We start from the raw sequence: 21,625 nt of genomic DNA, 5'->3' as shown, positions 1-21,625 counted from the left end.
GCGTTCGTCACTTGACGGAGCCGGCGGTGAGCCCGCCGACCAGGTAGCGCTGGAAGATGAGGTAGAGCGCGACGACCGGCACGGCGCAGACGATCGACGCGGCCATCATCTGGCCGTAGATGGGGACGGCGCCGCCCTCCTGGGCGGTGCCGAGCACCTGCAGCACCACGGCCACCGTGCGGGTGTTCGGGGTCGTCATGATCGTGCTGAAGAGCACGTCGTTCCAGCCGAGCAGGAAGGCGAAGATCGCCGAGACCACGACGCCGGGCCACGAGAGGGGCAGCACGACGCTCCGCAGGATGCGGGTGCTCGAGGCGCCGTCGATGCGGGCCGCCTCCTCGAGCTCCTTCGGCAGGCCGCGCAGGTACGTGACCATCACCCACGTCGAGAACGGCAGGGCGAACGTCAGGTAGGTGACGAAGAGGCCCCAGCGGGTGCCGATCACCTGCACGCCGGTGGCGCTCGCGATGTTGGCGAAGACCACGAAGACGGGCAGGAGCAGCAGGGTGCCGGGGATCGACTGCAGGGCGAGCAGCCCGCGGAGGATCGTCAGCCGGCCGAGGAACCGGAACCGGACGAGCACGTAGGCGGTGGACACGGCGAGCGCCGCACTCGCGACCGCCACCGCACCGGCGGTGAGCAGGGAGTTCACCAGGCCCTGCCCGAGCGACACGGTGTCCCAGATCGCCACGTAGTTCGACAGCGTGAACTCGGACGGGAAGTACTCGCCGCGGGCGACCGCGACGTCCGAGTTCACCGAGCCGAACAGGATGTACAGCACCGGCACGGCGATGAACGCGACGAGGACGGCGATCACGGTGACCAGCAGCCACCGCGGCAGCAGCCGGGTGACGTCGGTGTCGTACGGACGCTTCGGGCGCTTCGCGCCACCGGCGGTGATGCTCTCGGTGAGCGTCGCGGTCGGACGGGTGCGGGTCTGGCTGAAGGCGCTCATGCGCGGGCTCCCTCGAGGTCGGCGGCGGCCGGGGCGGCGAGCAGGGCGCGGTCCGCGCGACGCTGCTTCCGGGTGGGGCCCGCGTCGTCTCCGGTGTCGAGCTTGACTGCCCGGAGGTAGACGAACAGCGGGATCGCGACGATCACCAGCGAGCAGATCGCCATCGCCGCGGACAGGCCGAAGCGGAACGACTGGAAGCTCGCGATGTACGTCAGGACGGGCATCACCTCGACGCTCGAGGGCAGGGGGTTGCCGAAGAGCACGAAGGGCAGCGTGAAGTTGTTGATGTTGTGCAGGATCGAGATGATGATCGCCAGGCTCAGCGGTCCGCGCAGGTACGGGAAGACGATGTAGCGGAGCTTCGCCCACCACGTCACGCCGTCGAGGGCGGCGGCCTCGTGCACCTCGTTGTCGACCGCCTGCAGTCCGGCGAGCGAGAGCAGGTAGACGAACGGCCAGCTCGTCCACACCATGACGCCGGCGAGCGCCCAGTAGGACGCGGAGCCGTTCAGCCAGAGGACGTCGGTGCCGAGGACGGTGTTCACCACGCCCTGCGGCTGGAGCATCGTGCGGAAGAACGTCCCGACGACGAAGGCCGGCAGCACGTACGGCACGAGGTAGATCGACCGGACCAGGCCGCGCCCGGGGAACCGGTTCTGCGTGGAGACCGCCGCGGCGACACCGATCGGGACGGTGACCGCGGTGACGAGCACCGACAGGGACACCGAGATCCAGATCGAGTGCAGGAGCGGCGAGTCGGTGAAGGCCTCGGCGAAGTTGGCGAACCCGACGAAGGGGGCGCTGAACCACTGGCGCAGCGTGTACTGGTCGAGGTCGAGCATCGCGATGTACAGGCCGACGAGCAGCGGCACGACGATGACGGCGAGCATGAGGACGCCGCCGGGCAGGAGCATCCAGAGCGGACGCTCGCGCTGGTACAGCGGGGTCGTCCCGTGCGGGCGGACCTCCCGCGGGGTCTCCTGGCGGGGTCGGGTCTGCGTGGTGGTCATCACAGCCCTCCGTTCTTCTGGCGGTCGAGCGTTGCCTGGGCGTCCCGCTGCGCCGCTGCGAGGCGCTTCCGGAGCTGGTCGTCGCTGACCTCGCCGCGCTTCAGCGACGGGATCGACTGCACGACGACGTCGACCAGCGAGAGCTGCACGTCCGACCAGGCGCCGGTGAAGGCGGTGGGCTTCGACAGTTCGCCGGCGCGGACGATGGGGGCGAGGTCGGGGTTCTGCTGCGCGATGCGGTCCGCCGCGACGGTGTTCGTCGGCAGTTGCCCGAAGAGCTCGAAGTAGCGTTCCTGCGCCTCGGGCGAGGACACCTGCCGCACGAAGTCGAACGACAGGTCCTGCTTCGAGCCGTAGTCGGCGACGACGAGGTTGTCCCCGGACAGGATGCTCGCCGCCTCGATGCCGTCGGCGGGGCGCTCGGTCGCGCCCGGTGGCACGGTCGGCAGCAGGGCGTACTCGTACTTGCCGTCGACGGCCGAGCCCTGCAGCGAGTTCAGGGAGGTCGTCGTGGTCATCGGGAAGAACGCGGCCTTGCCGTCGGCGAACTGCGCGAGGGCCTGCGGGTTGTTCCAGCCGATCGCGGCGGGGTCGACCACGCCGTCCTCCGTCACCCAGTCGAAGTAGGTGCGGTAGGCCTGCTCGACGGCGGGGGCGTCGATCTCGGCCTTCCCACCGTCGATGATCGTGTTGCCGGCGTTCTGCGCCATCCCCCACACGAACTTCCACGGGTCGAAGCCGTCCGCGTAGGCGATCGCCATGCCGTAGGTACCGTCGCCGGTGGTCTTCCGGGCGTCCTCGGTGAGCTCGTCCCAGGTCGTCGGCAGGTCCGTGATCCCGGCGCGCTCGAGGAGCTCCGTGTTCACGGCCATCACGAACGGTCGGCTGGCGAAGGGGATCCCGATCTGCTCCGCCGTGCTCGGACCGGAGATGCCGAGGGACGCCGGTGCGAACTGGTCCTTGCCGCCGACCGCGTCCCACTGCTCCGGCCCCATCTCGACGAAGGCACCGGTGGCGTAGGCGGTCGGGGTGAAGGTCGTCCCGATGGCGTAGACGTCCGGGCCCTGGCCCGAGATGACGCTGGTCTGGATCGCGGTGAGCTCCTCCTGCGGGGTCGAGTAGGTCTCCCACTGGATGTCGGCACCCGTGGTGCGCTCGAACTCGGCGGCGGTCTCCCGCTGCCACTGCGCGCGTTCCTTCGGGTAGGTCGTGTCCGCGCCCATCATCACGCGGAGGGTGTCCGGGTCGTCGCCGCTGCCGTCGACGATCGCGCAGCCCTGCAGCGAGAGGGCGGCGACGGCGACGACGGCGGCACCGACCAGGATGCGGGTCCTGCGTCTTCCTGTGCTCATGCGGGGGTGTCCTCCTCGACATCTCCCCCGGGCGACGGTGCCCGGGACGGCGGCTGCGCTGCCGACGTGCCACCACTGTCCCGGTCGTGGCAACAACCGGCAACCGGTTGCCACTTGTTGCCACGCCGGCATAGTTTCGCCTCGTGAGCAGCGCAGACACGGACACCTCGCGGCGGGTGACCATCCGGGACATCGCCGACGCGACCGGGGTCGCCCCGTCCACGGTCTCCCGCGCGCTCTCGCTGCCGGACCGGGTCAACCGCGACACCCAGCAGCGGATCCAGCAGGTCGCCCGCGAGCTCGGCTACGTCGCGAACTCGCAGGCCCGGGCGCTCACCTCGGGACGGACCCGGGCGGTCGCCGTCCTGGTGTCCGACATCACCAACCCCTTCTACTTCGACGTGATCCGCGGCACGCAGCACCAGCTCTCCGCCGCCGGGTGGACGCAGTTGCTCGTCGACACCGAGGAGTCCGCCGAGGCCGAGGTCGCGGCGCTGCGTGCCGTCGCGGGCAAGGCCGACGGCGCCGTGCTCACGGCGTCCCGCCTGTCCGACGCGCAGATCGCGCGGTTCGCCGAGCGCACCCCGCTCGTCGTCGTGAACCGTCGCCCGGCCGGGGTGCCGTCGGTCCTCATCGACACCCCCGGAGGCGTCGAGCAGGCCGTGCAGCACCTGGTCTCCCTCGGGCACCGGGACGTGCTCTACGTGGCCGGCCCGGACAGCTCGTGGTCGAACGAACGCCGCTGGCGGGCGCTCGTCCGCGTGGCGGGGCGCCTGGGCGTCCGGGTCGCCCGCATCGGCCCGCACGCGCCGTTCGTCGACTCCGGAGCGGCCGCCGCCGACGCCGCCGTGCACGCCGGGGCCACCGCGTGCATCGCCTTCAACGACCTCATCGCGATCGGGATGCTGACGCGGTTCCGGGAGCGGGGCGTCCGCGTGCCCGAGGACGTGAGCGTGGTCGGCTGCGACGACATCTTCGGTGCCGACTTCTGCAACCCGCCCCTGACGACCATGACGTCGCCGATCGAACGCGCCGGTCGGGTGGCGATCCGGATGCTGCTCGGTCGACTCGATGCACTGCCGGCCGACGAGCCGCCGGGTGAGCACGCGGCGGGCGCCGTCGCGCTGCCCACCCACCTGACCGTCCGGGGGTCCACGGGCCCGGCACCCGTGCGGCCCCGCTGATCCCCGCCCCGCCGCTCGATCCCGCCCGCTCGCTCGCCCGACCTCGCCCGCCTGCCCGCCCGCTCGCCCGACCTCGCCCGACTGCCCGAAGGAGCCGATGATGCCCTGCACCAGCACGACCACGCCGCTCGCACCGCACCCCGACCGGCTGTTCCCGGCGGACCCGGGGACGCGCTCGGTCGCCCGCACCGTCTACGAAGCGGTCCGCGACGCCCCGATCATCTCCCCGCACGGGCACGTCGACGCGGCGCTCATCGCGGACGACCAGCCGTTCCCCGACCCCGCTGCGCTGCTGGTCGCGCCCGACCACTACGTCCTGCGCCTGCTGCACGCGAACGGGGTCGGGTTGCAGGAACTGGGTCGCCGCGACCTGACGGGCACGCACCCAGACCCCGACGGCCGGGAGGTCTGGCGCCGGCTCGCCGAGCACTGGGACGACTTCGCCGGCACGCCGGTCCGCTACTGGTTCGAGACCGAGCTGCACGACGTCTTCGGTCTGACCGAGCAGCCGTCGGCCGCGAACGCGGACGCGCAGTACGACCGCATCGCAGCCGCGCTCGCGACGCCGGCGCTCCGACCCCGCGCGCTGTTCGACTCCTTCGGGATCGAGGTGCTCGCGACCACCGACGGCCCCGCGGACGACCTCGCCGCGCACGCACGGCTCGCCGCCGACCCCTCCTTCACCGGTCGGGTGCTCCCCACCTTCCGCGCGGATGCCGTGTTCGACCCGTCACGCCCGGACTGGAGGCACGTGGTCGCGTCGATCGGCGAGGCGTCCGGCATCGACACGGGCACCCACGACGGGCTGCTGGCGGCCCTCCGTGACCGGCGCCGGTACTTCATCGAGCACGGCGCGACCGCCACCGACACCGGCGTGCTCGACGCGGGATCCGCGCCACTGTCCACGACCGAACGCTCGCGCATCCACGCGGCGGCGATGCAGGGCCCGTCGGGCGTCTCCGCGGCCGAGGCGGTCGCCTACCGCCACGACATGCTCTACCGGTGGGCGGAGATGAGCGTCGACGACGGCCTCGTCATGCAGCTGCACCCGGGTGTGCTCCGGAACCACCACACGCCGACCCTCGAGCGGTTCGGCCCGGACACGGGCCACGACCTGCCGGCCGTCGGCGCGTTCACGGAGCCGCTCCGTCCGCTGCTCGAGGCCTTCGGGACCGCACCCGGCTTCCACCTCGTCCTGTTCACCGTGGACGAGACCGTCTTCTCGCGCGAGATCGGCCCCCTGGCCGGCTTCTACCCCGCCGTGTACGCGGGCGCCCCGTGGTGGTTCATCGACACCCCGGCGGCGATCGGCCGCTACCGGGCGGCGGTGACGGACTCCGCCGGGTTCACGAAGACCTCCGGGTTCATCGACGACACCCGGGCGTACTGCTCGATCCCGGCACGGCACGACATGGCACGGCGGGCCGACGCGGCGTACCTGGCGTCGCTCGTGGTGTCGCACCAGCTCTCCGAGGAGGACGCGGTGCGTGCGGCACGGAGGATCGTGTCGGACATCCCGCGGGCGACGTTCAAGCTCTGAGCGGGATGCCGCACATGTGACATGCGGAGTGTTCGGTCCTGCGGCGTCGGCGGGGTCAGGGTGAGGCGTCCGTCGTCCATCCGATCTCCGACCGAGGAGCGCCATGTCTCGTCGTCCGTCGTCCGAACGTCCTCCCTCGCCCACCCCCGCCCGTTCGAGCCGATCCGGCCGACCCGTCGGGCCGCCCTCCCTCGGCCGCGCAGTCGGCGCTCTGGGGGCAGCGGCCCTCGCGGTCCCCTCCGTCCTGCTCGGACCGACGGGTGCCGCCGCTGCGGCGACCGCGCCGGCGGCGGTGGTCGGCCTGGCCGTCGAGGTCGCCGCCGACGGCCGCGGTCCCTTCACGCCGGACGACGGCCCGGGTGGGGACCGGGGTCCCGCCAACGGCATCGTCCGGACCCGCGACGCCGTCACGTACCGGGTCACGGTGAACGCCGGCGACGGGACCGCGCACCACGAGCGCTTCGTCCTCGACGCTCCGGCGGGCACGGGTTGGGCGGGGGTCCCGCTCGCGTGCACAGGTGCCGGGTCGGCGGTCGAGGGCCAGCGGCTCACCTGCGGCCTCGGCGACGTCCCCTCGGGTCACGCCGTCGCCGTGCCGGCCGTGCTCGACGTCTCCGGGGACCGGCGGAACGGTGACCGCATCGCCGTGACCGGCACCGCGACCGCGGACGACGCCGAGCCCACCGCACCGGTCACGTCGGCGACGACCGTCGTGTCCGCCGCGCCGCGGTACAACCTCAGCAACGCCGTGGTGGGCTCGACCCTGCAGACCGACGTGCCGGGCCCGGACGGGACCCCCGGTGTGCAACTGCGCTACCCGATCGCCGTCGACTGGCAGTCCCCCGTCCCCGGGCAGGGTCTCCTCGGGTTCGAGCGGAGCACGGGCGACATGCACTTCACCGACGACCTGTCCCATCTGCTCGGCGACCGGCCGTCGCGTGCGGTGCTCTGGAACGGCGGTCGACCCACCTGCGGCAGGAACGGCGAGGACGGCGTGCAGTTCGGCGGTCTGCCGGGCGGCCGCGGCGGGGGCGACCGTGCCGTGGCCGACTCCGGCACCATCACCTGCACGCAGGCAGCGCCCGGCGGCGAGGTCGACGTGACGATCGCCGGCGCGGTGACGGACGCCGCGCGGATGCCCGGGCGGAACATCGGCGGCGGCCCGCTCAGCGGCGGCCCGAAGCCGTACGTCGTGAGCGGGTGGATCTCGCTGTGGATGTCCACCCCGTCGGTGCCGACGTCCGTCGAGTCGGTCAACACCTTCACGCCGCTGCAGACGACCTCGGTCAGCGGGACCCCGAACTTCCCCGGCAGCTCGGAGCCGATGGCGGACAACAGCGCCCGACGGAACCTCGTCGAGCTCGGACCGGGGACCGCGGGGAAGCGGCTGTGGCGCCTCGGGAGCGACGGCAGCGGCGTGACCGCCGGATCGGCGAGGGCCGGGGACCCCTGGGCCACCGGCGGCACTCGACTCCGCAGTGCCGTCACGATGGCGAACACCGGCCTCGCGCCCTTCCGCGGCGCAGCGCTCTGCGACACCTTCGACCGCCGGACGCAGCGACTGACGACGGTGGCAGGGCGGGCTCCTGCGTGGTCGAGCGGTCTCGAGCATGCGCACGTACAGTACGCCGCGTACGACATGGCGTCACCGGCGGCGGGCCAGGTGCGTACGTGCGACGACGCCGACGGCCCCTGGTTCGACGATCCGGCGGACGTCCCCGGCGGCATCGCGGCGGTCGGGGCAGTCCGCGTCACCGGTGACCTGGCCGGCAGCGCGAGCGGCGGCCTCTACTCCACGGTGATGACGCAGCGCGCGCCGGACGGGACCCGGGCGTACGACTTCGGGCACGCTCGCTTCGGTGACCACCGGCCCGAGTGGGTGCACGATCACACGGACCCCGGGCTCGGTGCCGGCGGGCTGGCCGACAGCGTCATGCTCACCGAGGACCTGGTCCGCGTCGAGAAGGTCGTCGTCGACCCGGGTACCGACGCCGCGGACACCCCGGACCGGACGAGCTCGGCCCTCCCCGGCAACACCGTCGACTACGCGCTCCGTCCGACCCTGACGAACGGCTTCGCCGACGGCAGGGCGACCACGGTCACCGTCCGCGACGTCCTGCCGACGCACACCGAGTACGTCGAGGACAGCGCCTCGCTGACGCCGGAGGTCGACGTGGTACAGGACGCTGACGGCCGTCAGCACCGACGCCTGACCTGGACGCTGCACGACGTGCAGCCGAACGCCCACATCGCGCCGATCACCTACACGGCGCGGATCGACCGCTCGGCGCAGGCCGGTCCGATCAGCAACACGGTGACCGTGGCGTCACCGGCCGACCGGTCCGACGAGCGCTGGCGCACCGCCGAACGCGGCCTGGAGGTCGTCACCACCGGCGGGGTCGGGGTCGAGAAGCGCACGCCGGCCCCCGTCGTCGCGACCGGCGACGATCCGGAGTGGGACCTCGACGTCACGAACACCGACGACGCCGCGATCGGCGGCCTCGACCTGATCGACGTGCTCCCGCACCACGGAGACGCACGAGGCTCGGACTTCCACGGCACCGTCGGACTCGCGGCGCCGGTCCCCACCGACCCCGACGCCGGTGAGCTCGTCCGGTACACCGACGCCGATGCCGCCGACGTCTCCCCCGACGGTGCCGACCCGAGCAACCAGCCCGGCGGTACGACCCGCTGGTGCACCGAGGACGAGTTCGCTGCGAGCGGCTGCCCGGACGCACTCGACCGGGTGACCGCCGTCCGGATCGAACGGCAGACGCCGGTCCCTGCCGGCGAGACCGTCACGCACCGGCTCGTGCTCGCGACGAGCGGCGCACAGGACGGCGACCGCTACGTGAACCGGTTCGGCCTGCGGACGTCCGACCTGGCGCTCCCGGTGCAGTCGAACCCGTCGACCGTCCGGGTCGTCGCCGGCATGATCGGCGATCGGGTGTGGGACGACCGGAACGGCGACGGCCTGCAGGACGACGACGAGTCCGGCGTCCGTGGCGTCCCCGTCACCCTGACCGGGACCGACGACCACGGTGACGCAGTCGAGCGGCGCACGACCACCGACGACGAGGGTGGGTACCGGTTCGACGGGCTGCGGCCGGGCGACTACCGCGTGCACTTCACGGCGCCCGACGGCATGCACGTCACCGAGGAGCACGTCGGCGACGATCCGGCGGTCGACTCCGACGCCGGACCGGACGGCGAGACCGCGGCGGTCATGATCGACCGGGTCACGAGCGCGGAGGGAGCGCTCGAGGGGGTGCGCCGCGACACGACCGTCGATGCCGGCCTGGTCGAGGCCGGATCCGGCGACGGTGGGGACGGCGGTGGTGGGGACGACGGCGGGGACCCGGGGGCAGGCGACGGGACCGATGGCCCCGGGAGCCCCGGTGACGGCCGTCCTGGTGGCGCCGGTGCCGGTGCCGGTACCGGGGGTGGGGACGCGCCGATCGGCAGCGATCACGAGCAGACCGGCGCGGCGCAGGCCCTGTCTGCCGGCCGACTCGCCTACACGGGGACGACCGTCGGTGCTGCGGTGGCGCTGGCGCTCGCGCTCCTCGTGCCCGGGCTGACCGTGCTCATCAGCCGACGACGGTCCCGTCGGTCGTCTGCCTGACCCGGCATCCGGCGCTCCGCACGGCGGGGTCGGGTCACCTCCGGGTAGCTCGACCCCGCTGTCGTGCCTCCACCGCTCGCCGTCGGGAAGCAGCGGCCCCGGTCGTGCGTTCGACGGTACGTCGGCGGTCGGCGGTCGGCGGTCGGCGGTCGGCGGTCGGCGGTCGGCGGTAGCGTCGCTTCGTGGACCCTGCCTCGATGAGCGCTCCGAGCGCAGCAGCTCGAGCGGACGCCCGCGTCGTGGCGGCCTACGGCGACCGGGCGGACGAGTACGCCGAGGTCCTCGGATCGATGGACGCCGTCCACCGCGAGGACCGGACGCTCGTCGAGGACTGGGCGGACACGACGCCCGGCCTCCTGCTCGACGTGGGGTGCGGACCCGGCCACTGGACCGCGCACCTGCACCGTCGTGGCCACGCCGTCATCGGGATCGAGCCCGTACCGCAGTTCGTCGAGCTCGCGCGCGCTGCCGCTCCCGAGGTCGACTTCCGGACCGGGACGATCGAGGCGACCGGTCTGTCCGACGGCGGTGTCGGCGGTGTGCTCTCCTGGTACTCGCTCGTGCACCACCGTCCGGACCGGGTGCCGGTCGCGCTCGCGGAGTGCCGCCGGATCCTGGCGTCGGGGGGCGGGCTGCTCGTCGGGTTCTTCGAGGGTCCGACGCTCGAGCCGTTCGACCACGCGGTGACGACCGCCCACCGCTGGCCCGTCGAGCGGATGGTCGCTGCGCTCGAGGACGCGGATCTCACGGTCGACGCCGTGCACCGACGCACCGACGACGGAGCGCGCCCGCACGCGGCCGTCCTCGCGCACCGGGCCTGATCACGGCTGCCATCCCGGAGTGACCAGCCCGGTCTCGTAGGCGAAGACGACCAACTGCGCGCGGTCGCGGGCACCGAGCTTGATCATGGCGCGCGAGACGTGCGTCTTCGTGGTCATCGGACTGACGAAGAGCCGCTCGGCGATCTCCGTGTTGGTCAGGCCGAGGGCGACGAGTTGCATGACCTGGCGCTCGCGTTCGGTGAGGACCTCGAGGGACGGAGCCAGCGCGGACGGCTTCGCGTGCGTCGCGTACGCGGCGACGAGCGAGCGCGTCGGACCCGGTGAGAGCAGCGACTCCCCGGCGTGCACGGTACGGACGGCGCGGAGCAGTTCGGCGGGCTCGGTGTCCTTCACCAGGAAGCCGGCCGCACCGCCACGGATCGCCTCGAACACGTAGGAGTCCTCCTCGAAGGTGGTGAGGATCACCACGTGCACGCCGTCGAGGTCCGGATCCGCCGAGATGCGCTGGGTTGCGACGAGCCCGTCCGTGCCCGGCATCCGGATGTCCATCAGCACGACGTCGGGACGCTCACGTCGGACCGTCGCGACGGCCGAGTCACCGTCACCGGCCTCGCCGACCACGGTCATCCCCGGTTCGGCGTCGACCAGGGCGCGGAGCCCGGCCCGGATGAGCACCTGGTCGTCCACGAGCACGACCCGGATGGCCTCGTCGGTGGTCGTCACGATCGCTCCTCGTCCTCGTGCTCGTCCTCGTCCTCGGCCGCGTCCGACGACCGCGCGGCGACGGTCGAGGGCAGTCGTGCGGCCACGCGCCACCCGCCGTCCGGCGTGGGTCCGGCCGACAGGGTGCCCCCGACGGCGGAGGCCCGCTCGCGCATCCCGATGATGCCGTTGCCGGACGGTCCGAGCAGCGGCGTGATCCGGGTGTCGGCCGGGTCACGGTCCGGGGCCGGGGAGTCCTCGACCGACAGGTCCACGATCTCCGGTCCGAACCGCACCGCGATGCGGGCGCGGTGCTCGGGAGCGTGCTTCATCACGTTCGTCACCGACTCCTGCACGATCCGGAAGGCCGTGCGGTCCGTGGTCCGGTCCACCGGTGCAGGGTCACCCTCGACCGTCGCGCTGATGTCGACCCCGGCCGCGCGTGCCCGCTCGACCAGGTCCGCCAGGCGGTCGAGCCCCGGGACGGGGGTGCGGTCCGGGGCGCCGGGGTGCGGCTCGCTCCCGGCGGACCCGCGGTCGGCCGTTCCGCCGGTCGGTCCGTCCGTCCCGGCGACGTCCCGGTCCCCGGATCCGTCGACCGACCGGAGGACCCCGAGGATCGTCCGCAGCTCGACCAGTGCCTCGCGGCTCGTCGCACGGATGTCGGCCAACGAGGTGCGGGTCTGCTCGGGGAGCGCCGACCCCAGGTGGAGCGCGACACCCGCCTGCAGGTTGATGAGCGACATGCTGTGCGCGACGGAGTCGTGGAGCTCACGGGCGATGCGGACGCGCTCGTCACGGGCGCGTTCCTGCTCTGCGGCAGCGCGCCGACGCCGTCGGTCCGCGACGCGGTCGAGACGGACGCGGACGAGCTCCGCCACGGACAGGGTCACCGCTGCCCAGGCGACGGCGAAGAAGACCGCGTCGAGGTTCCCCGCGGGTGCACGGCCGAGCAACCCGTCGGCGGTCGGCAGCACCGTGACGGCCAGTCCGAGCGCGACACCCACTGCGGTGCGGCGCCCGTGCAGCCACGCGTTCACCGCCGCCATCGTCAGCGCGGCCACGAACGGCCCCCGCGGGCTGACCAGCAGGGCGTAGCCGATCGTCGTCACGAGCGTCACGGCGAGGACGCCCGTCGGCCACCGCCAGCGCCACGGCAGGACGAGCACCCCGACGACGAGCAGCACGATCGCGAGCGGACCCGGCTGCGCTGCGTCGACGATCGAGGAGCCGAGGACGTGGGTCGCCCAGGGCGGGCCACCGCGAGGGCCGACGGTGTCGGTCGGGAAGCGCGCGGCCAGCAGTGTCCCCACGATCTGCACGAGTGCGACCGGCAGCACCCGACCGAACCGGGCGAAGCGACGGACGCCGTCTCGCTGGTCGTCGGTCGCCTCGACGGCGGCAGTGGGGGTGCGGCGCATGCGTCCGAGCCTAGGCTCGCCTCGGCGGCACGGCATCGGGTCGTGGCAGGAGCTGTGGACTACTCCCATGGGAGTAGTCGGCGGTGCAGGAGGACCGGTCGTACGGCTGCGGGAGCAGGCGGGAGTCGGCCTCCGTGGCGGACGCGGGACGAGCCTCCGGACCGGATGCTGGGAACGTCGCCCGACCGGGCGACACGATCCGCCCAGGAGGCAACCGTGCACACCGCTCTCACCACCTTCGCCGCCGTCGGCCCCCTCGGGCACGGCGGGCCGCCCTTCTTCCTGTTCCCGGCGTTCTTCCTGCTGGTGCTCCTGGCCGCCGCCGTCGTGTTCGGCGTCCTGCGCCGCGGCGGCTGGCGGTCGCGGTCCGATGCCCGGGCCGTCCTCGCCGACCGGTTCGCCCGGGGTGACATCGACGCGGACGAGTACCGCTCGCGGCTCGCGGAGCTCAGCCGGAAGTGACCGCCAGCGCCGACGTGATCGTCGCCACGGTGTCGTCGACCGACCCGTCGATGGACACCGCGACGACGGTCTCGTCGGGCTGGGGCCGCTCGAGGGTCGCGAACTGCGAGTCGAGCAGCGACGACGGCATGTACTCGTGGTGGCGGTGCGCCTGGCGCTCGGCGATGAGGTCGTGCGAGCCGTCGAGGAAGGCGATCACCAGGTCGGGTGCCGCGCTGCGCAGCCGGTCGCGGTAGGCGCGCTTCAGGGCGGAGTTCGCCATCACGCACCGGTGCCCCGACGCCTGCACCTCGGCGATCCGTGCCGCGCAGGCGGCCAGCCACGGCCATCGGTCCTCGTCGGTCAGCGGCGTACCCTGCCGCATCTTCTCCTTGTTGGCGGCCGGGTGGAGGTCGTCGGCGTCGACGAACGTGCTCGGCTGGCCCTGCTCGGCGAGCGCGTCGGCCAGCGCCTGACCGATCGTGGACTTGCCCGAGCCGGAGACACCCATCACGAGCACGGGCGGGAGGACGTCGTGGTCGGTCATCCCTCCACAGTACGGGTCGTCCGCTTCCCGTCCCCAGTTGACCGGATCCCCGTGCCGACCCCAGGTGTCGGTCGTACCGTGGGCCGCGATACGTCAGGACGAAGGAGACTCAGGTGGCGGACAACGAACAGCACGACGACGGCGGCACGGCGAACATCGGTGTCGTCGGTCTGGCGGTGATGGGGTCGAACCTGGCCCGCAACCTCGCCTCGCGCGAGGGCAACACGGTCGCGGTGTACAACCGCACCTACGCGCGCACCCAGGACTTGCTGGACGAGCACGGCGACATGGGGTTCATCGCGTCCGAGGACATCGACGGCTTCGTCGCGTCGCTGTCGAAGCCGCGCACCGCGATCATCATGGTGCAGGCGGGCAAGGGCACCGATGCCGTCATCGAGCAGCTCGCCGACCGTTTCGAGGAAGGCGACATCATCGTCGACGGCGGCAACGCCAACTTCCACGACACCATCCGCCGCGAGCACGACCTGCGTGAGCAGGGCCTGAACTTCGTCGGTACCGGCATCTCGGGTGGCGAGGAGGGCGCGCTGAAGGGCCCGTCGATCATGCCCGGCGGCTCGGACGAGGCGTGGGAGACCCTCGGCCCGATCCTGAAGTCGATCGCCGCGGTGGCCGAGGGCGAACCGTGCGTGACGCACATCGGTACCGACGGCGCCGGTCACTTCGTCAAGATGGTCCACAACGGCATCGAGTACGCGGACATGCAGTTGATCGCCGAGTCCTACGACCTGCTCCGTCGTGCCGGCGGACACTCGGTCGACGAACTCGTGCAGATCTACGAGAAGTGGAACGAGGGCGACCTCGAGTCCTACCTGATCGAGATCACCGGCGAGGTCCTCAAGCAGCAGGACGCCGACTCCGGGGAGCCGCTCGTCGACGTCATCCGTGACGAGGCCGGGTCCAAGGGCACGGGTGTGTGGACGGTGCAGAACGCGGTCGGGCTCGGCATCCCCGTCTCCGGCATCGGTGAGGCGGTCTTCGCCCGCGCGGTGTCCTCGAAGCCGTCGCAGCGCGCAGCCGTCCAGCGCTCCGTGACGAACCGACCGGACGTGGTCGACGTCCCCGACACGTTCGAGGACGACGTCCGGGCTGCGCTGTACGCGTCGAAGGTGGTCGCGTACGCACAAGGCTTCGACCTCATCATCGCCGGGGCGAAGGAGTACGACTGGGACATCGACCTCGGCGCGGTCGCGAAGATCTGGCGCGGTGGCTGCATCATCCGCGCCCAGTTCCTCAACCGCATCGTCGAGGCGTACGACAAGAACCCCGCGCTCGAGAGCCTGCTGGTCGACCCGTACTTCGCGGACGCCGTCGCCGAGGGCGAAGCGGCCTGGCGTCGCATCGTCGGCATCGCCGCTGCGTCCGGCATCCCCGCTCCGGGGTTCTCGTCCGCGCTGGCGTACTTCGACTCGCTCGCGTCCGATCGACTCCCGGCGGCGCTCATCCAGGGGCAGCGTGACTTCTTCGGAGCGCACACCTACCAGCGCGTCGACAAGGACGGCACGTTCCACACGCTGTGGTCCGAGGACGGCCGCCGCGAGGTCGAGCAGGAACCCTCCACGCACTGACCCGGACAGGCAGCAGGCCCCGTCGGGCGGCGGGGCCTGCTGCCGCCGTGTCGGCGGGGCCTGCTGCCGCAGAGTCGACGGGGCGTGTTCCCGCCGGGTCGGCCGGGCGTGTTCCCGCCGGGTCGGCGGGGCGTGTTCCCGCCGGGTCGGCGGGGCGTGCTGCCGCCCGACCGGCCCCGGCAGCTGCCGCCGCCGGCCAGCCGTCCCGTCCGGCCCCGGAGCCGGACACGGGCGACGGGGTCAGGCGACGATCCGCTCCCGTGCGAGGTCGGCGACGAGCCGCTCGAGCCGAGGTCCCCGTCCGAGCAGCCGTCGGGACCCGGGCGACGAGCGGACGAAGAACGTCGCGACGGCAGCGGAGTCGTCCGGTCGGACGTAGTGCATCGCCACGGCGCTCGCGTCGCGCTCCCCCGGGACGTCCTCGACCCCGACGTGCACCATCCGGCTCCAGCGGATCACGAGCAGCCGCGTCGCCCGGCGCTCCTCGAGTTCCCAGAGCGACGCCTCGGTGGCTCCGAACGCCCAGGTCACGCGCTCGCCGAGGGTGGCCTCGGGGCGGGCCCGCAGCACGTCCTGGCGCAGTTCCGGTGTCGGCGCCGCGGGGACCAGCCAGACCGTCGGGTCGATGCGACGGATGGCCAGTGCGAGCGCTTCGTCCGCGCGTCGCCGACGGATCACGCGGGCGCGGACGACGGCGACGACGAGCCCGACCACGCCGACGGAGATCGCGACGAGCTCGGCGACGCCGAGGAACGCCAGGTCGGTCTGCGGCGCTGCCGCCACGACCACGATGCGGCTGACGACGAGCGCGGTCCAGACACCGACGAGGGTCCACCGCAGAGCCGCGAACCGGCGGCCAGCGCTCCCCGGCGTCCGCGGCCGGTGCGCGCGCCGGCCGCGGGGCACGCGGTCTGGTCGGTCCAACACGCTCCCGATCCTCGCACGGCCGCGGTCGGCGGCGCTGTCCCAGAGCAGTGCACGACCGACGAACCCGGCGCGGAGCGGGACCGAGGCGTCCACCGCCGTGCTGTTGTCAGCCCATCCGCGGTGGCTCCGACCTACGCTGCACGGGTGAGCACGTCAGCGGCACCGACCACCGAGCAGGCACCGACCCCGACCCCGGTCCGTCGTCCGGCCCTGCTCGCCGCGGTCTGCGGCGTGATCGCGATCGCCGCGTTCCTGGCGGTCGCCGAGCTCGGAGCGCTGCTGCTCGGCGGGGCGGGCAGTCCGCTGGTGGCCGTCGGCTCCGCCGTGATCGACCTCGCTCCCCCGGCGGCGAAGGACCTGATGGTCGGCCTGTTCGGCACCGGGGACAAGGTCGCCCTCTTCGTGCTCATGGCCGTGGTGACGGCCGCGGTCAGCGCCGGCGCCGGTGTGCTCGAACGTGCCCGGCCGCCGTTCGGCGCGCTCGTCCTCGCGGCCGGTGCGGTCCTCGCGCTGGTCGCCGTCACCACCCGCTCGGGCAGCGGCACGTGGGACGGAGCGCCCACGGTCCTCGGCGTCGCAGCCGCGATCGTCGTGCTCCGCGTGCTCCTGCGCCACCTCCGCCGGTGGGAGGCAGCGACCGCCGTGCCGTCGGCCTCGCCCCGCCCCGCGGCGACCGAGCGGCGCACCTTCCTCGTGTGGAGCGCGACGACGGCCGTGGCGGCGATCGTCGTGGGAGGAGCGTCGCGAGCCGGCACCGCGGCGGTGCAGGCCGCCGCAGCGGCACGGCGGGCGGTCCGGCTGCCCCGAGCGGCGACGATCGCGCCCGTCGTCCCCGGGGGCGCGTCCCTCGACGTCGACGGGATCACGCCCTACGTCACCCCGAACGCCGACTTCTACCGGATCGACACCGCACTGCGGGTCCCGTCCGTCGACCCCGCAGACTGGTCGCTCCGCATCCACGGCGCCGTCGACCGGGAGGTCGAGCTGACGTGGGACGAGCTGCTGGCGCTCCCGCTGCAGGAGCACATGGCCACGCTCAGCTGCGTGTCGAACGAGGTCGGCGGCGACCTGATCGGCAACGCGCTGTGGCTGGGCTACCCGATCCGTGAGCTGCTCGCTCGTGCGGGCGTCCAGGACGGTGCCGACATGGTGCTGTCCCGCAGCATCGACGGGTTCTCCGCGGGCACGCCGCTGGACGTGCTGCAGGACGAGGGCACGGCTGCGCTGCTCGCGATCGGGATGAACGGCGAACCGCTGCCGGCCGAGCACGGGTTCCCGGTGCGGATGGTGGTGCCCGGGCTGTTCGGGTACGTCTCCGCCACGAAGTGGGTGACGGAGCTCGAGGTCACCCGCTTCGCCGACGCCCAGGGCTACTGGACACCCCGCGGGTGGTCGGAGCGCGGGCCGGTGAAGCTCGAGTCGCGGATCGACACCCCTCGCGGCGGTGCCTCGTTGACCGCCGGGCAGCAGGTCGCGGTCGCCGGCGTCGCGTGGCAGCCGCACACCGGTGTGAAGGCCGTGCAGGTCCGCATCGACGACGGCGCGTGGCAGGACGCCATGCTCGCGGACTCCGTCTCGGCCGACACCTGGCGACAGTGGGTGTACCGGTGGACGCCCGACGCCGGCTCGCACACGATCCGGGTCCGGGCGGTCAGCGCCGACGGTCAGGTGCAGACGAGCGTCGAGCGGCCGCCGGCGCCGAACGGCGCGACCGGGTGGCACACCGTGCAGGTCAGCGCCGGCTGACCCCGCTGCCGCTGCCGTCGCTGCCGGTGCCGGGCGCCGCGACGACCGTCACGAGGTCCATGCCCGGTCCGTCCTCGTGCCTGCGTCCGAAGCCACGCTGCTCGTAGAAGGCAGCTCGGCCCCGAGCCGCGAAGAGCTGCACGTCGTCGACCCCACGACGGCGCGACTCGTCGACGAGCCGCGCGAGCACCTCGCCGCCGACGCCCCGGCCGCGCGCATCCTCCGCCACGATCATCTCGGTCACGAAGGCGTGCAGGGCGCCGTCGCTGATCAGCCGTCCGATGCCGACCAGACGTCCCGTCTCGTCGCGTGCGCTGCACACCACCCAGCTGCCGGCCAGCGCCCGACGGAACCGTTCGAGGTCCCACGCACCCCACGCGGTCTGGTCGTACAGGGCCCGGAACTCCGCTGCGGTCGGCGGTGCGAACGAGTACTTCACACCGCGACGGTACCGCGGCGGACGAGTGTCAGGCGGGCAGCTCCGCGACGATGCAGGTGCCCTCGACCTGCTCGTCGGACTCGACCGCCGCGGTGAACCCGGCGCCCTCGAACAGCGCAGCGGACTGCGGCGCCTGCGTCGACGAGACCTCGATGACGACCGCGCCGCCCGGGCGCAGCCACACCCCCGCTCCCGCGGCCACTCGCCGGTGCACGTCGAGCCCGTCCGGTCCACCGTCCAGCGCGATGCGCCGCTCGTGCTCCCGCGCCTCGGCCGGCATGGTGGCCAGCGCGTCCGACGGCACGTACGGCGCGTTCACCGCGATGACGTCGACGACGCCGCGGAAGCGCTCGGGCAGCGGCGTGAACAGGTCGCCCGGGACGACGATCCCGCGGTCGCCGATGTTCTCCGCCGCGACGTCGACGGCGTCCGCGTCGATGTCCGCCGCGACGAGGTCGAGTGCGCCGACCCGTCCGAGCAACGCCACCGAGATCGCCCCGACACCGCAGCACAGGTCGACGACCCGGTCGTAGCGGTGCAGGCGTCGTGCGGCCTGCTCGACGACGACGGTGGTGCGGGTCCGCGGCACGAAGACCCCCGGGACGACCCGGACACGGTGCCCGTCGAACGCGGCCCAGCCGAGCACGACCTCGAGCGGCTCACCACCGAGTCGCCGCTGCACGAGCCCGCGCAGCTTCACGGGATCGCCGTCGCCGGCCTCGAGCAGCAGGTCGGCCTCGTCCTCGGCGAACACGCTGCCCGTCGCCCGCAGACGGGCGGCCAGGGCAGCGTGCGCCGGGTGGACGGGAGGCACGGCTCAGCCCGCCGGCCGGGTCACGCCCGACACGCGGCCGGTCCGCCTACGCGGCACCGTCGAACATGGAGGTCACGGACCCGTCGTCGAAGACCTCGTGGATCGCGCGGGCGATGAGCGGCGCGATCGGCAGGACCTCCAGGCGGTCCCAGCGCTTGTCCTCGGGCAGGGGCAGCGTGTCGGTGACGACGACGCGGTCGATGAACTCGCTCTGCAGCAGCTCGGTGGCCGGGTCGGAGAACACGGCGTGGGTCGCCGCGACGACCACGCCGGTCGCGCCGGCGTTCTTGAGCGCCTCGGCGGCCTTCGCGATGGTGCGGCCGGTGTCGATGAGGTCGTCGACGAGCAGGCACACGCGGCCGGAGACGTCACCGACGATCTCGTGCACGGACACCTGGTTCGGCACGAGCGGGTCGCGCCGCTTGTGGATGATCGCCAGCGGAGCACCGAGCTTCTCGGACCAGATGTCGGCGACGCGCACACGGCCCATGTCGGGCGACACGACGGTCAGGGTCTTCGGGTCGAGGATCTGCTGGAAGCGCTCGAGCAGGACGGGCATGGCGAACAGGTGGTCCACGGGGCCGTCGAAGAAGCCCTGGATCTGTGCGGCGTGCAGGTCGACGCTCATGATGCGGTGGGCACCGGCGGCCTTGAACAGGTCGGCGACGAGCCGGGCCGAGATCGGCTCGCGCCCGCGGCCCTTCTTGTCCTGGCGCGCGTAGGGGTAGAAGGGCGCGACGACGGTGATGCGCTTCGCCGAGGCACGCTTCAGGGCGTCGACCATGATGAGCTGCTCCATGAGCCACTCGTTGATGGGCGCGGTGTGCGACTGGATGACGAACGCGTCGCAACCGCGGACCGACTCGTCGAAGCGGGCGTAGAGCTCACCGTTCGCGAAGGTCCGGGCATCGGTCGGCACCAGGTCGACACCGAGCTCGTCGGCGATCTGCGCCGAGAGTTCCGGGTGCGCCCGGCCCGACACGAGGACGAGTCGTTTCTGGCCCGTGGTCTTGATTCCGGACAAGTGCGGTGCTCACTCCCTGACCCGCTCGGGGTCGTCTCGATCGACCCGACCGCCGTCAGATCTGTTCGCCGTGCGCGTGCCGAGCCGCCTCGGCCGCCGGCGAACCGGGTCGGTGTTCCTCGACCCATCCGTCGGTGTTGCGCTGCGGGGCGTAGCTGATCGCCAGCGACCCGGCCGGTACGTCCTTGCGGACGGTCGTACCCGCGCCGGTGTACGCCCCGTCACCAATCCTAACCGGGGCGACGAACACGTTGTGCGAGCCCGTGCGGACGTTCGACCCGACCTCGGTGCGGTGCTTGTGCACGCCGTCGTAGTTCGCAGTGATCGTGTTGGCCCCGATGTTCGAGTCCTCGCCGACCTCGGCGTCACCGATGTACGACAGGTGCGGGACCTTGCTGCCGCGACCGATCACCGCGTTCTTCGTCTCGACGAACGTGCCGATCTTGCCGTGCTCGCCCAGGACCGTCCCCGGTCGCAGGTAGGCGAAGGGACCGACCGCGGCGCCGTCGCCGATGACCGCCAGCGTCGCGTCGACGCGGTTCACGACCGCGCCGGCTCCGACCTCGGTGTCGCGGAGCGTGGTGTCCGGTCCGACCACCGCGCCGGCGGCGATCGCCGTCGCCCCGACGAGCTGCGTGCCGGGGAGGATCTCGGCGTCGGCCTCGACGGTGACGTCGACGTCGATCCACGTGGTCGCCGGGTCCTGCACGGTGACGCCGGCGAGCTGGTGCCGGCGGACGATGCGGGCGTTGAGCTCACGCGCCGCGTCGGCGAGCTGCGCGCGGTCGTTGATGCCGGCGACGAGCCACGGATCGGTCAGCGTGACGACGTCGATCGCTCCCCCGCGCGCGGCGACGAGCGACGGGACGTCGGTGACGTACTTCTCGCCCTGCGCGTTGGCCGTGGTGAGCGAGGGCAGCACCGCACGCAGGTGGGTCACGTCGAACGCGTAGATGCCGGCGTTCGCCTCGGTGATGGCCCGTTCGGCCTCGGTGGCGTCCTTGTGCTCGACGACGCGCACGAACACCCCGGCGGCGTCGCGGACGACCCGGCCGAGCCCCGTCGGGTCCGGGGCGATCGCGCTGACCAGGGTCACGGCGTTGCCGGCGTGCGCGTCCACGAGGCGTCGGAGCGACGCCGTGTCGAGCAGTGGGACGTCCCCGGAGAGCACCACGACCGAGCCGTCGAAGTCCGCCGGGAGCGCCTGCACCGCGACCTCGACGGCGCGTCCGGTGCCGGGGACCTCGTCCTGGTCGACCACGATCGCCCCGGGGGCACGCTCGGCGACCTCGGCCGCGACGCGCTCGCGCTCGTGCCGCACGACCACGGCGACGTGCTCCGGCTCGATCGAGGACGCAGTGCGCAGCACGTGCGCCAGCAGGGGCAGGCCGGCGAGGCGGTGCAGCACCTTCGGGGTGGACGACTTCATGCGCGTGCCCTGCCCGGCGGCGAGGACGACGACGGCGATCCGCTGGTCGGTCATGCACCCATCCTGGCGCATGTGCTCCGACCGGGTGCTCGACCCGCACC

The 21,625-nt window shown here is 72.9% G+C and carries 18 protein-coding genes; 7 read left to right on the top strand and 11 right to left on the bottom strand.

What is annotated here, in order from left to right:
- Positions 1-7 precede the first annotated feature (7 nt).
- From J2X59_RS02940 to J2X59_RS02930, 3 genes are read right to left on the bottom strand one after another with little or no spacing between them, the layout of a single operon-like run.
- Positions 8-955, bottom strand: coding sequence for a carbohydrate ABC transporter permease (locus J2X59_RS02940; protein WP_326495655.1), 948 nt, complete (start codon positions 953-955; stop codon positions 8-10).
- Positions 952-1,965, bottom strand: coding sequence for a carbohydrate ABC transporter permease (locus J2X59_RS02935; RefSeq protein ID WP_066652494.1), 1,014 nt, complete (start codon positions 1,963-1,965; stop codon positions 952-954). The genes J2X59_RS02940 and J2X59_RS02935 overlap by 4 nt, the downstream gene beginning before the upstream one ends.
- Positions 1,965-3,317: an ABC transporter substrate-binding protein gene (locus tag J2X59_RS02930; protein ID WP_209683786.1), complete on the bottom strand. Its 1,353-nt coding sequence runs from the start codon at positions 3,315-3,317 to the stop codon at positions 1,965-1,967. Before J2X59_RS02930 ends, J2X59_RS02935 begins: the two co-directional genes overlap by 1 nt.
- A 143-nt stretch (positions 3,318-3,460) precedes the next feature.
- On the opposite strand from J2X59_RS02930, the gene J2X59_RS02925 reads away from it, so the two are divergent.
- The 4 genes from J2X59_RS02925 (at position 3,461) to J2X59_RS02910 (ending at position 10,487) form a co-directional block, all read left to right on the top strand.
- Entirely contained in the window at positions 3,461-4,501 is a 1,041-nt protein-coding gene (locus J2X59_RS02925) for a LacI family DNA-binding transcriptional regulator (protein ID WP_326495654.1), read from the top strand.
- 100 nt (positions 4,502-4,601) lie between these two features.
- Positions 4,602-6,041, top strand: coding sequence for a glucuronate isomerase (gene uxaC / locus J2X59_RS02920; protein ID WP_326495653.1), 1,440 nt, complete (start codon positions 4,602-4,604; stop codon positions 6,039-6,041).
- A 103-nt stretch (positions 6,042-6,144) separates the two neighbouring features.
- Positions 6,145-9,666 carry an SdrD B-like domain-containing protein gene (locus J2X59_RS02915; protein WP_326495652.1) on the top strand — a complete coding sequence of 1,174 codons (3,522 nt, stop codon included), beginning with the start codon at positions 6,145-6,147 and terminating at the stop codon, positions 9,664-9,666.
- A 197-nt stretch (positions 9,667-9,863) separates the two neighbouring features.
- Positions 9,864-10,487 (top strand): class I SAM-dependent methyltransferase, encoded by a 624-nt coding sequence (locus tag J2X59_RS02910; RefSeq protein ID WP_326495651.1) that lies wholly within the window; start codon positions 9,864-9,866, stop codon positions 10,485-10,487.
- Here J2X59_RS02910 and J2X59_RS02905 read toward each other — a convergent pair whose 3' ends face one another.
- Positions 10,488-11,171: a response regulator transcription factor gene (locus tag J2X59_RS02905; RefSeq protein ID WP_326495650.1), complete on the bottom strand. Its 684-nt coding sequence runs from the start codon at positions 11,169-11,171 to the stop codon at positions 10,488-10,490.
- Positions 11,168-12,571: a sensor histidine kinase gene (locus J2X59_RS02900; RefSeq protein ID WP_326495649.1), complete on the bottom strand. Its 1,404-nt coding sequence runs from the start codon at positions 12,569-12,571 to the stop codon at positions 11,168-11,170. The genes J2X59_RS02905 and J2X59_RS02900 overlap by 4 nt, the downstream gene beginning before the upstream one ends.
- Before the next feature lie 216 nt (positions 12,572-12,787).
- Here J2X59_RS02900 and J2X59_RS02895 point away from each other — a divergent pair, with 216 nt between their 5' ends.
- The gene (locus J2X59_RS02895) at positions 12,788-13,033 is read left to right on the top strand and encodes a hypothetical protein (RefSeq protein ID WP_326495648.1); all 246 of its coding nucleotides are present in this window, start codon (positions 12,788-12,790) and stop codon (positions 13,031-13,033) included.
- Here J2X59_RS02895 and J2X59_RS02890 read toward each other — a convergent pair.
- On the bottom strand, positions 13,020-13,559 hold the full coding sequence (locus tag J2X59_RS02890; RefSeq protein ID WP_326495647.1) for a gluconokinase: 540 nt from the start codon (positions 13,557-13,559) through the stop codon (positions 13,020-13,022). The genes J2X59_RS02895 and J2X59_RS02890 overlap by 14 nt on opposite strands.
- 179 nt (positions 13,560-13,738) lie before the next feature.
- Here J2X59_RS02890 and gndA point away from each other — a divergent pair, with 179 nt between their 5' ends.
- Complete coding sequence (gene gndA / locus J2X59_RS02885) at positions 13,739-15,145, top strand: NADP-dependent phosphogluconate dehydrogenase (RefSeq protein ID WP_400339919.1); 1,407 nt, start codon at positions 13,739-13,741, stop codon at positions 15,143-15,145.
- A 240-nt stretch (positions 15,146-15,385) separates the two neighbouring features.
- On the opposite strand, the gene J2X59_RS02880 is transcribed toward gndA, so the two are convergent.
- Positions 15,386-16,072: a hypothetical protein gene (locus J2X59_RS02880; RefSeq protein ID WP_326495645.1), complete on the bottom strand. Its 687-nt coding sequence runs from the start codon at positions 16,070-16,072 to the stop codon at positions 15,386-15,388.
- Positions 16,073-16,216: 144 nt separating this feature from the next.
- On the opposite strand from J2X59_RS02880, the gene J2X59_RS02875 reads away from it, so the two are divergent.
- Entirely contained in the window at positions 16,217-17,818 is a 1,602-nt protein-coding gene (locus J2X59_RS02875; RefSeq protein WP_326495644.1) for a molybdopterin-dependent oxidoreductase, read from the top strand.
- Here the strand turns inward: J2X59_RS02875 and J2X59_RS02870 are convergent.
- The 4 genes from J2X59_RS02870 to glmU are packed head-to-tail and all read right to left on the bottom strand — an operon-like array spanning position 17,805 to position 21,578.
- A complete protein-coding gene (locus J2X59_RS02870) occupies positions 17,805-18,257 on the bottom strand; it encodes a GNAT family N-acetyltransferase (RefSeq protein ID WP_326495643.1) in 453 nt (150 codons plus the stop codon). The two genes, J2X59_RS02875 and J2X59_RS02870, sit on opposite strands and share 14 nt — an antisense overlap.
- A 28-nt stretch (positions 18,258-18,285) precedes the next feature.
- Positions 18,286-19,071, bottom strand: coding sequence for a putative protein N(5)-glutamine methyltransferase (locus J2X59_RS02865; protein WP_326495642.1), 786 nt, complete (start codon positions 19,069-19,071; stop codon positions 18,286-18,288).
- Positions 19,072-19,117: 46 nt separating this feature from the next.
- Entirely contained in the window at positions 19,118-20,095 is a 978-nt protein-coding gene (locus J2X59_RS02860) for a ribose-phosphate diphosphokinase (protein WP_066652469.1), read from the bottom strand.
- A 55-nt stretch (positions 20,096-20,150) separates the two neighbouring features.
- Positions 20,151-21,578, bottom strand: coding sequence for a bifunctional UDP-N-acetylglucosamine diphosphorylase/glucosamine-1-phosphate N-acetyltransferase GlmU (gene glmU / locus J2X59_RS02855; protein WP_326495641.1), 1,428 nt, complete (start codon positions 21,576-21,578; stop codon positions 20,151-20,153).
- Positions 21,579-21,625: the final 47 nt, after the last annotated feature.

The sequence above is a fragment of the Curtobacterium sp. 260 genome, assembly GCF_030803485.1.
Classification (GTDB): domain Bacteria; phylum Actinomycetota; class Actinomycetes; order Actinomycetales; family Microbacteriaceae; genus Curtobacterium.
The sequence above is the reverse complement of the archived record's forward strand: the minus strand, read 5'-3'. Positions and strand labels throughout refer to the sequence as shown.

Excerpts from the sequence above, each read along its gene's own strand:
- uxaC (WP_326495653.1), top strand. The coding sequence starts at position 4,602 with ATGCCCTGCACCAGCACGACCACGCCGCTCGCACCGCACCCCGACCGG.
- J2X59_RS02930 (WP_209683786.1), bottom strand. The coding sequence starts at position 3,317 with ATGAGCACAGGAAGACGCAGGACCCGCATCCTGGTCGGTGCCGCCGTC.
- gndA (WP_400339919.1), top strand. The coding sequence starts at position 13,739 with ATGGGGTCGAACCTGGCCCGCAACCTCGCCTCGCGCGAGGGCAACACG.
- J2X59_RS02935 (WP_066652494.1), bottom strand. The coding sequence starts at position 1,965 with ATGACCACCACGCAGACCCGACCCCGCCAGGAGACCCCGCGGGAGGTC.
- J2X59_RS02915 (WP_326495652.1), top strand. The coding sequence starts at position 6,145 with ATGTCTCGTCGTCCGTCGTCCGAACGTCCTCCCTCGCCCACCCCCGCC.
- J2X59_RS02900 (WP_326495649.1), bottom strand. The coding sequence starts at position 12,571 with ATGCGCCGCACCCCCACTGCCGCCGTCGAGGCGACCGACGACCAGCGA.
- glmU (WP_326495641.1), bottom strand. The coding sequence starts at position 21,578 with ATGACCGACCAGCGGATCGCCGTCGTCGTCCTCGCCGCCGGGCAGGGC.
- J2X59_RS02910 (WP_326495651.1), top strand. The coding sequence starts at position 9,864 with ATGAGCGCTCCGAGCGCAGCAGCTCGAGCGGACGCCCGCGTCGTGGCG.
- J2X59_RS02890 (WP_326495647.1), bottom strand. The coding sequence starts at position 13,559 with ATGACCGACCACGACGTCCTCCCGCCCGTGCTCGTGATGGGTGTCTCC.
- J2X59_RS02940 (WP_326495655.1), bottom strand. The coding sequence starts at position 955 with ATGAGCGCCTTCAGCCAGACCCGCACCCGTCCGACCGCGACGCTCACC.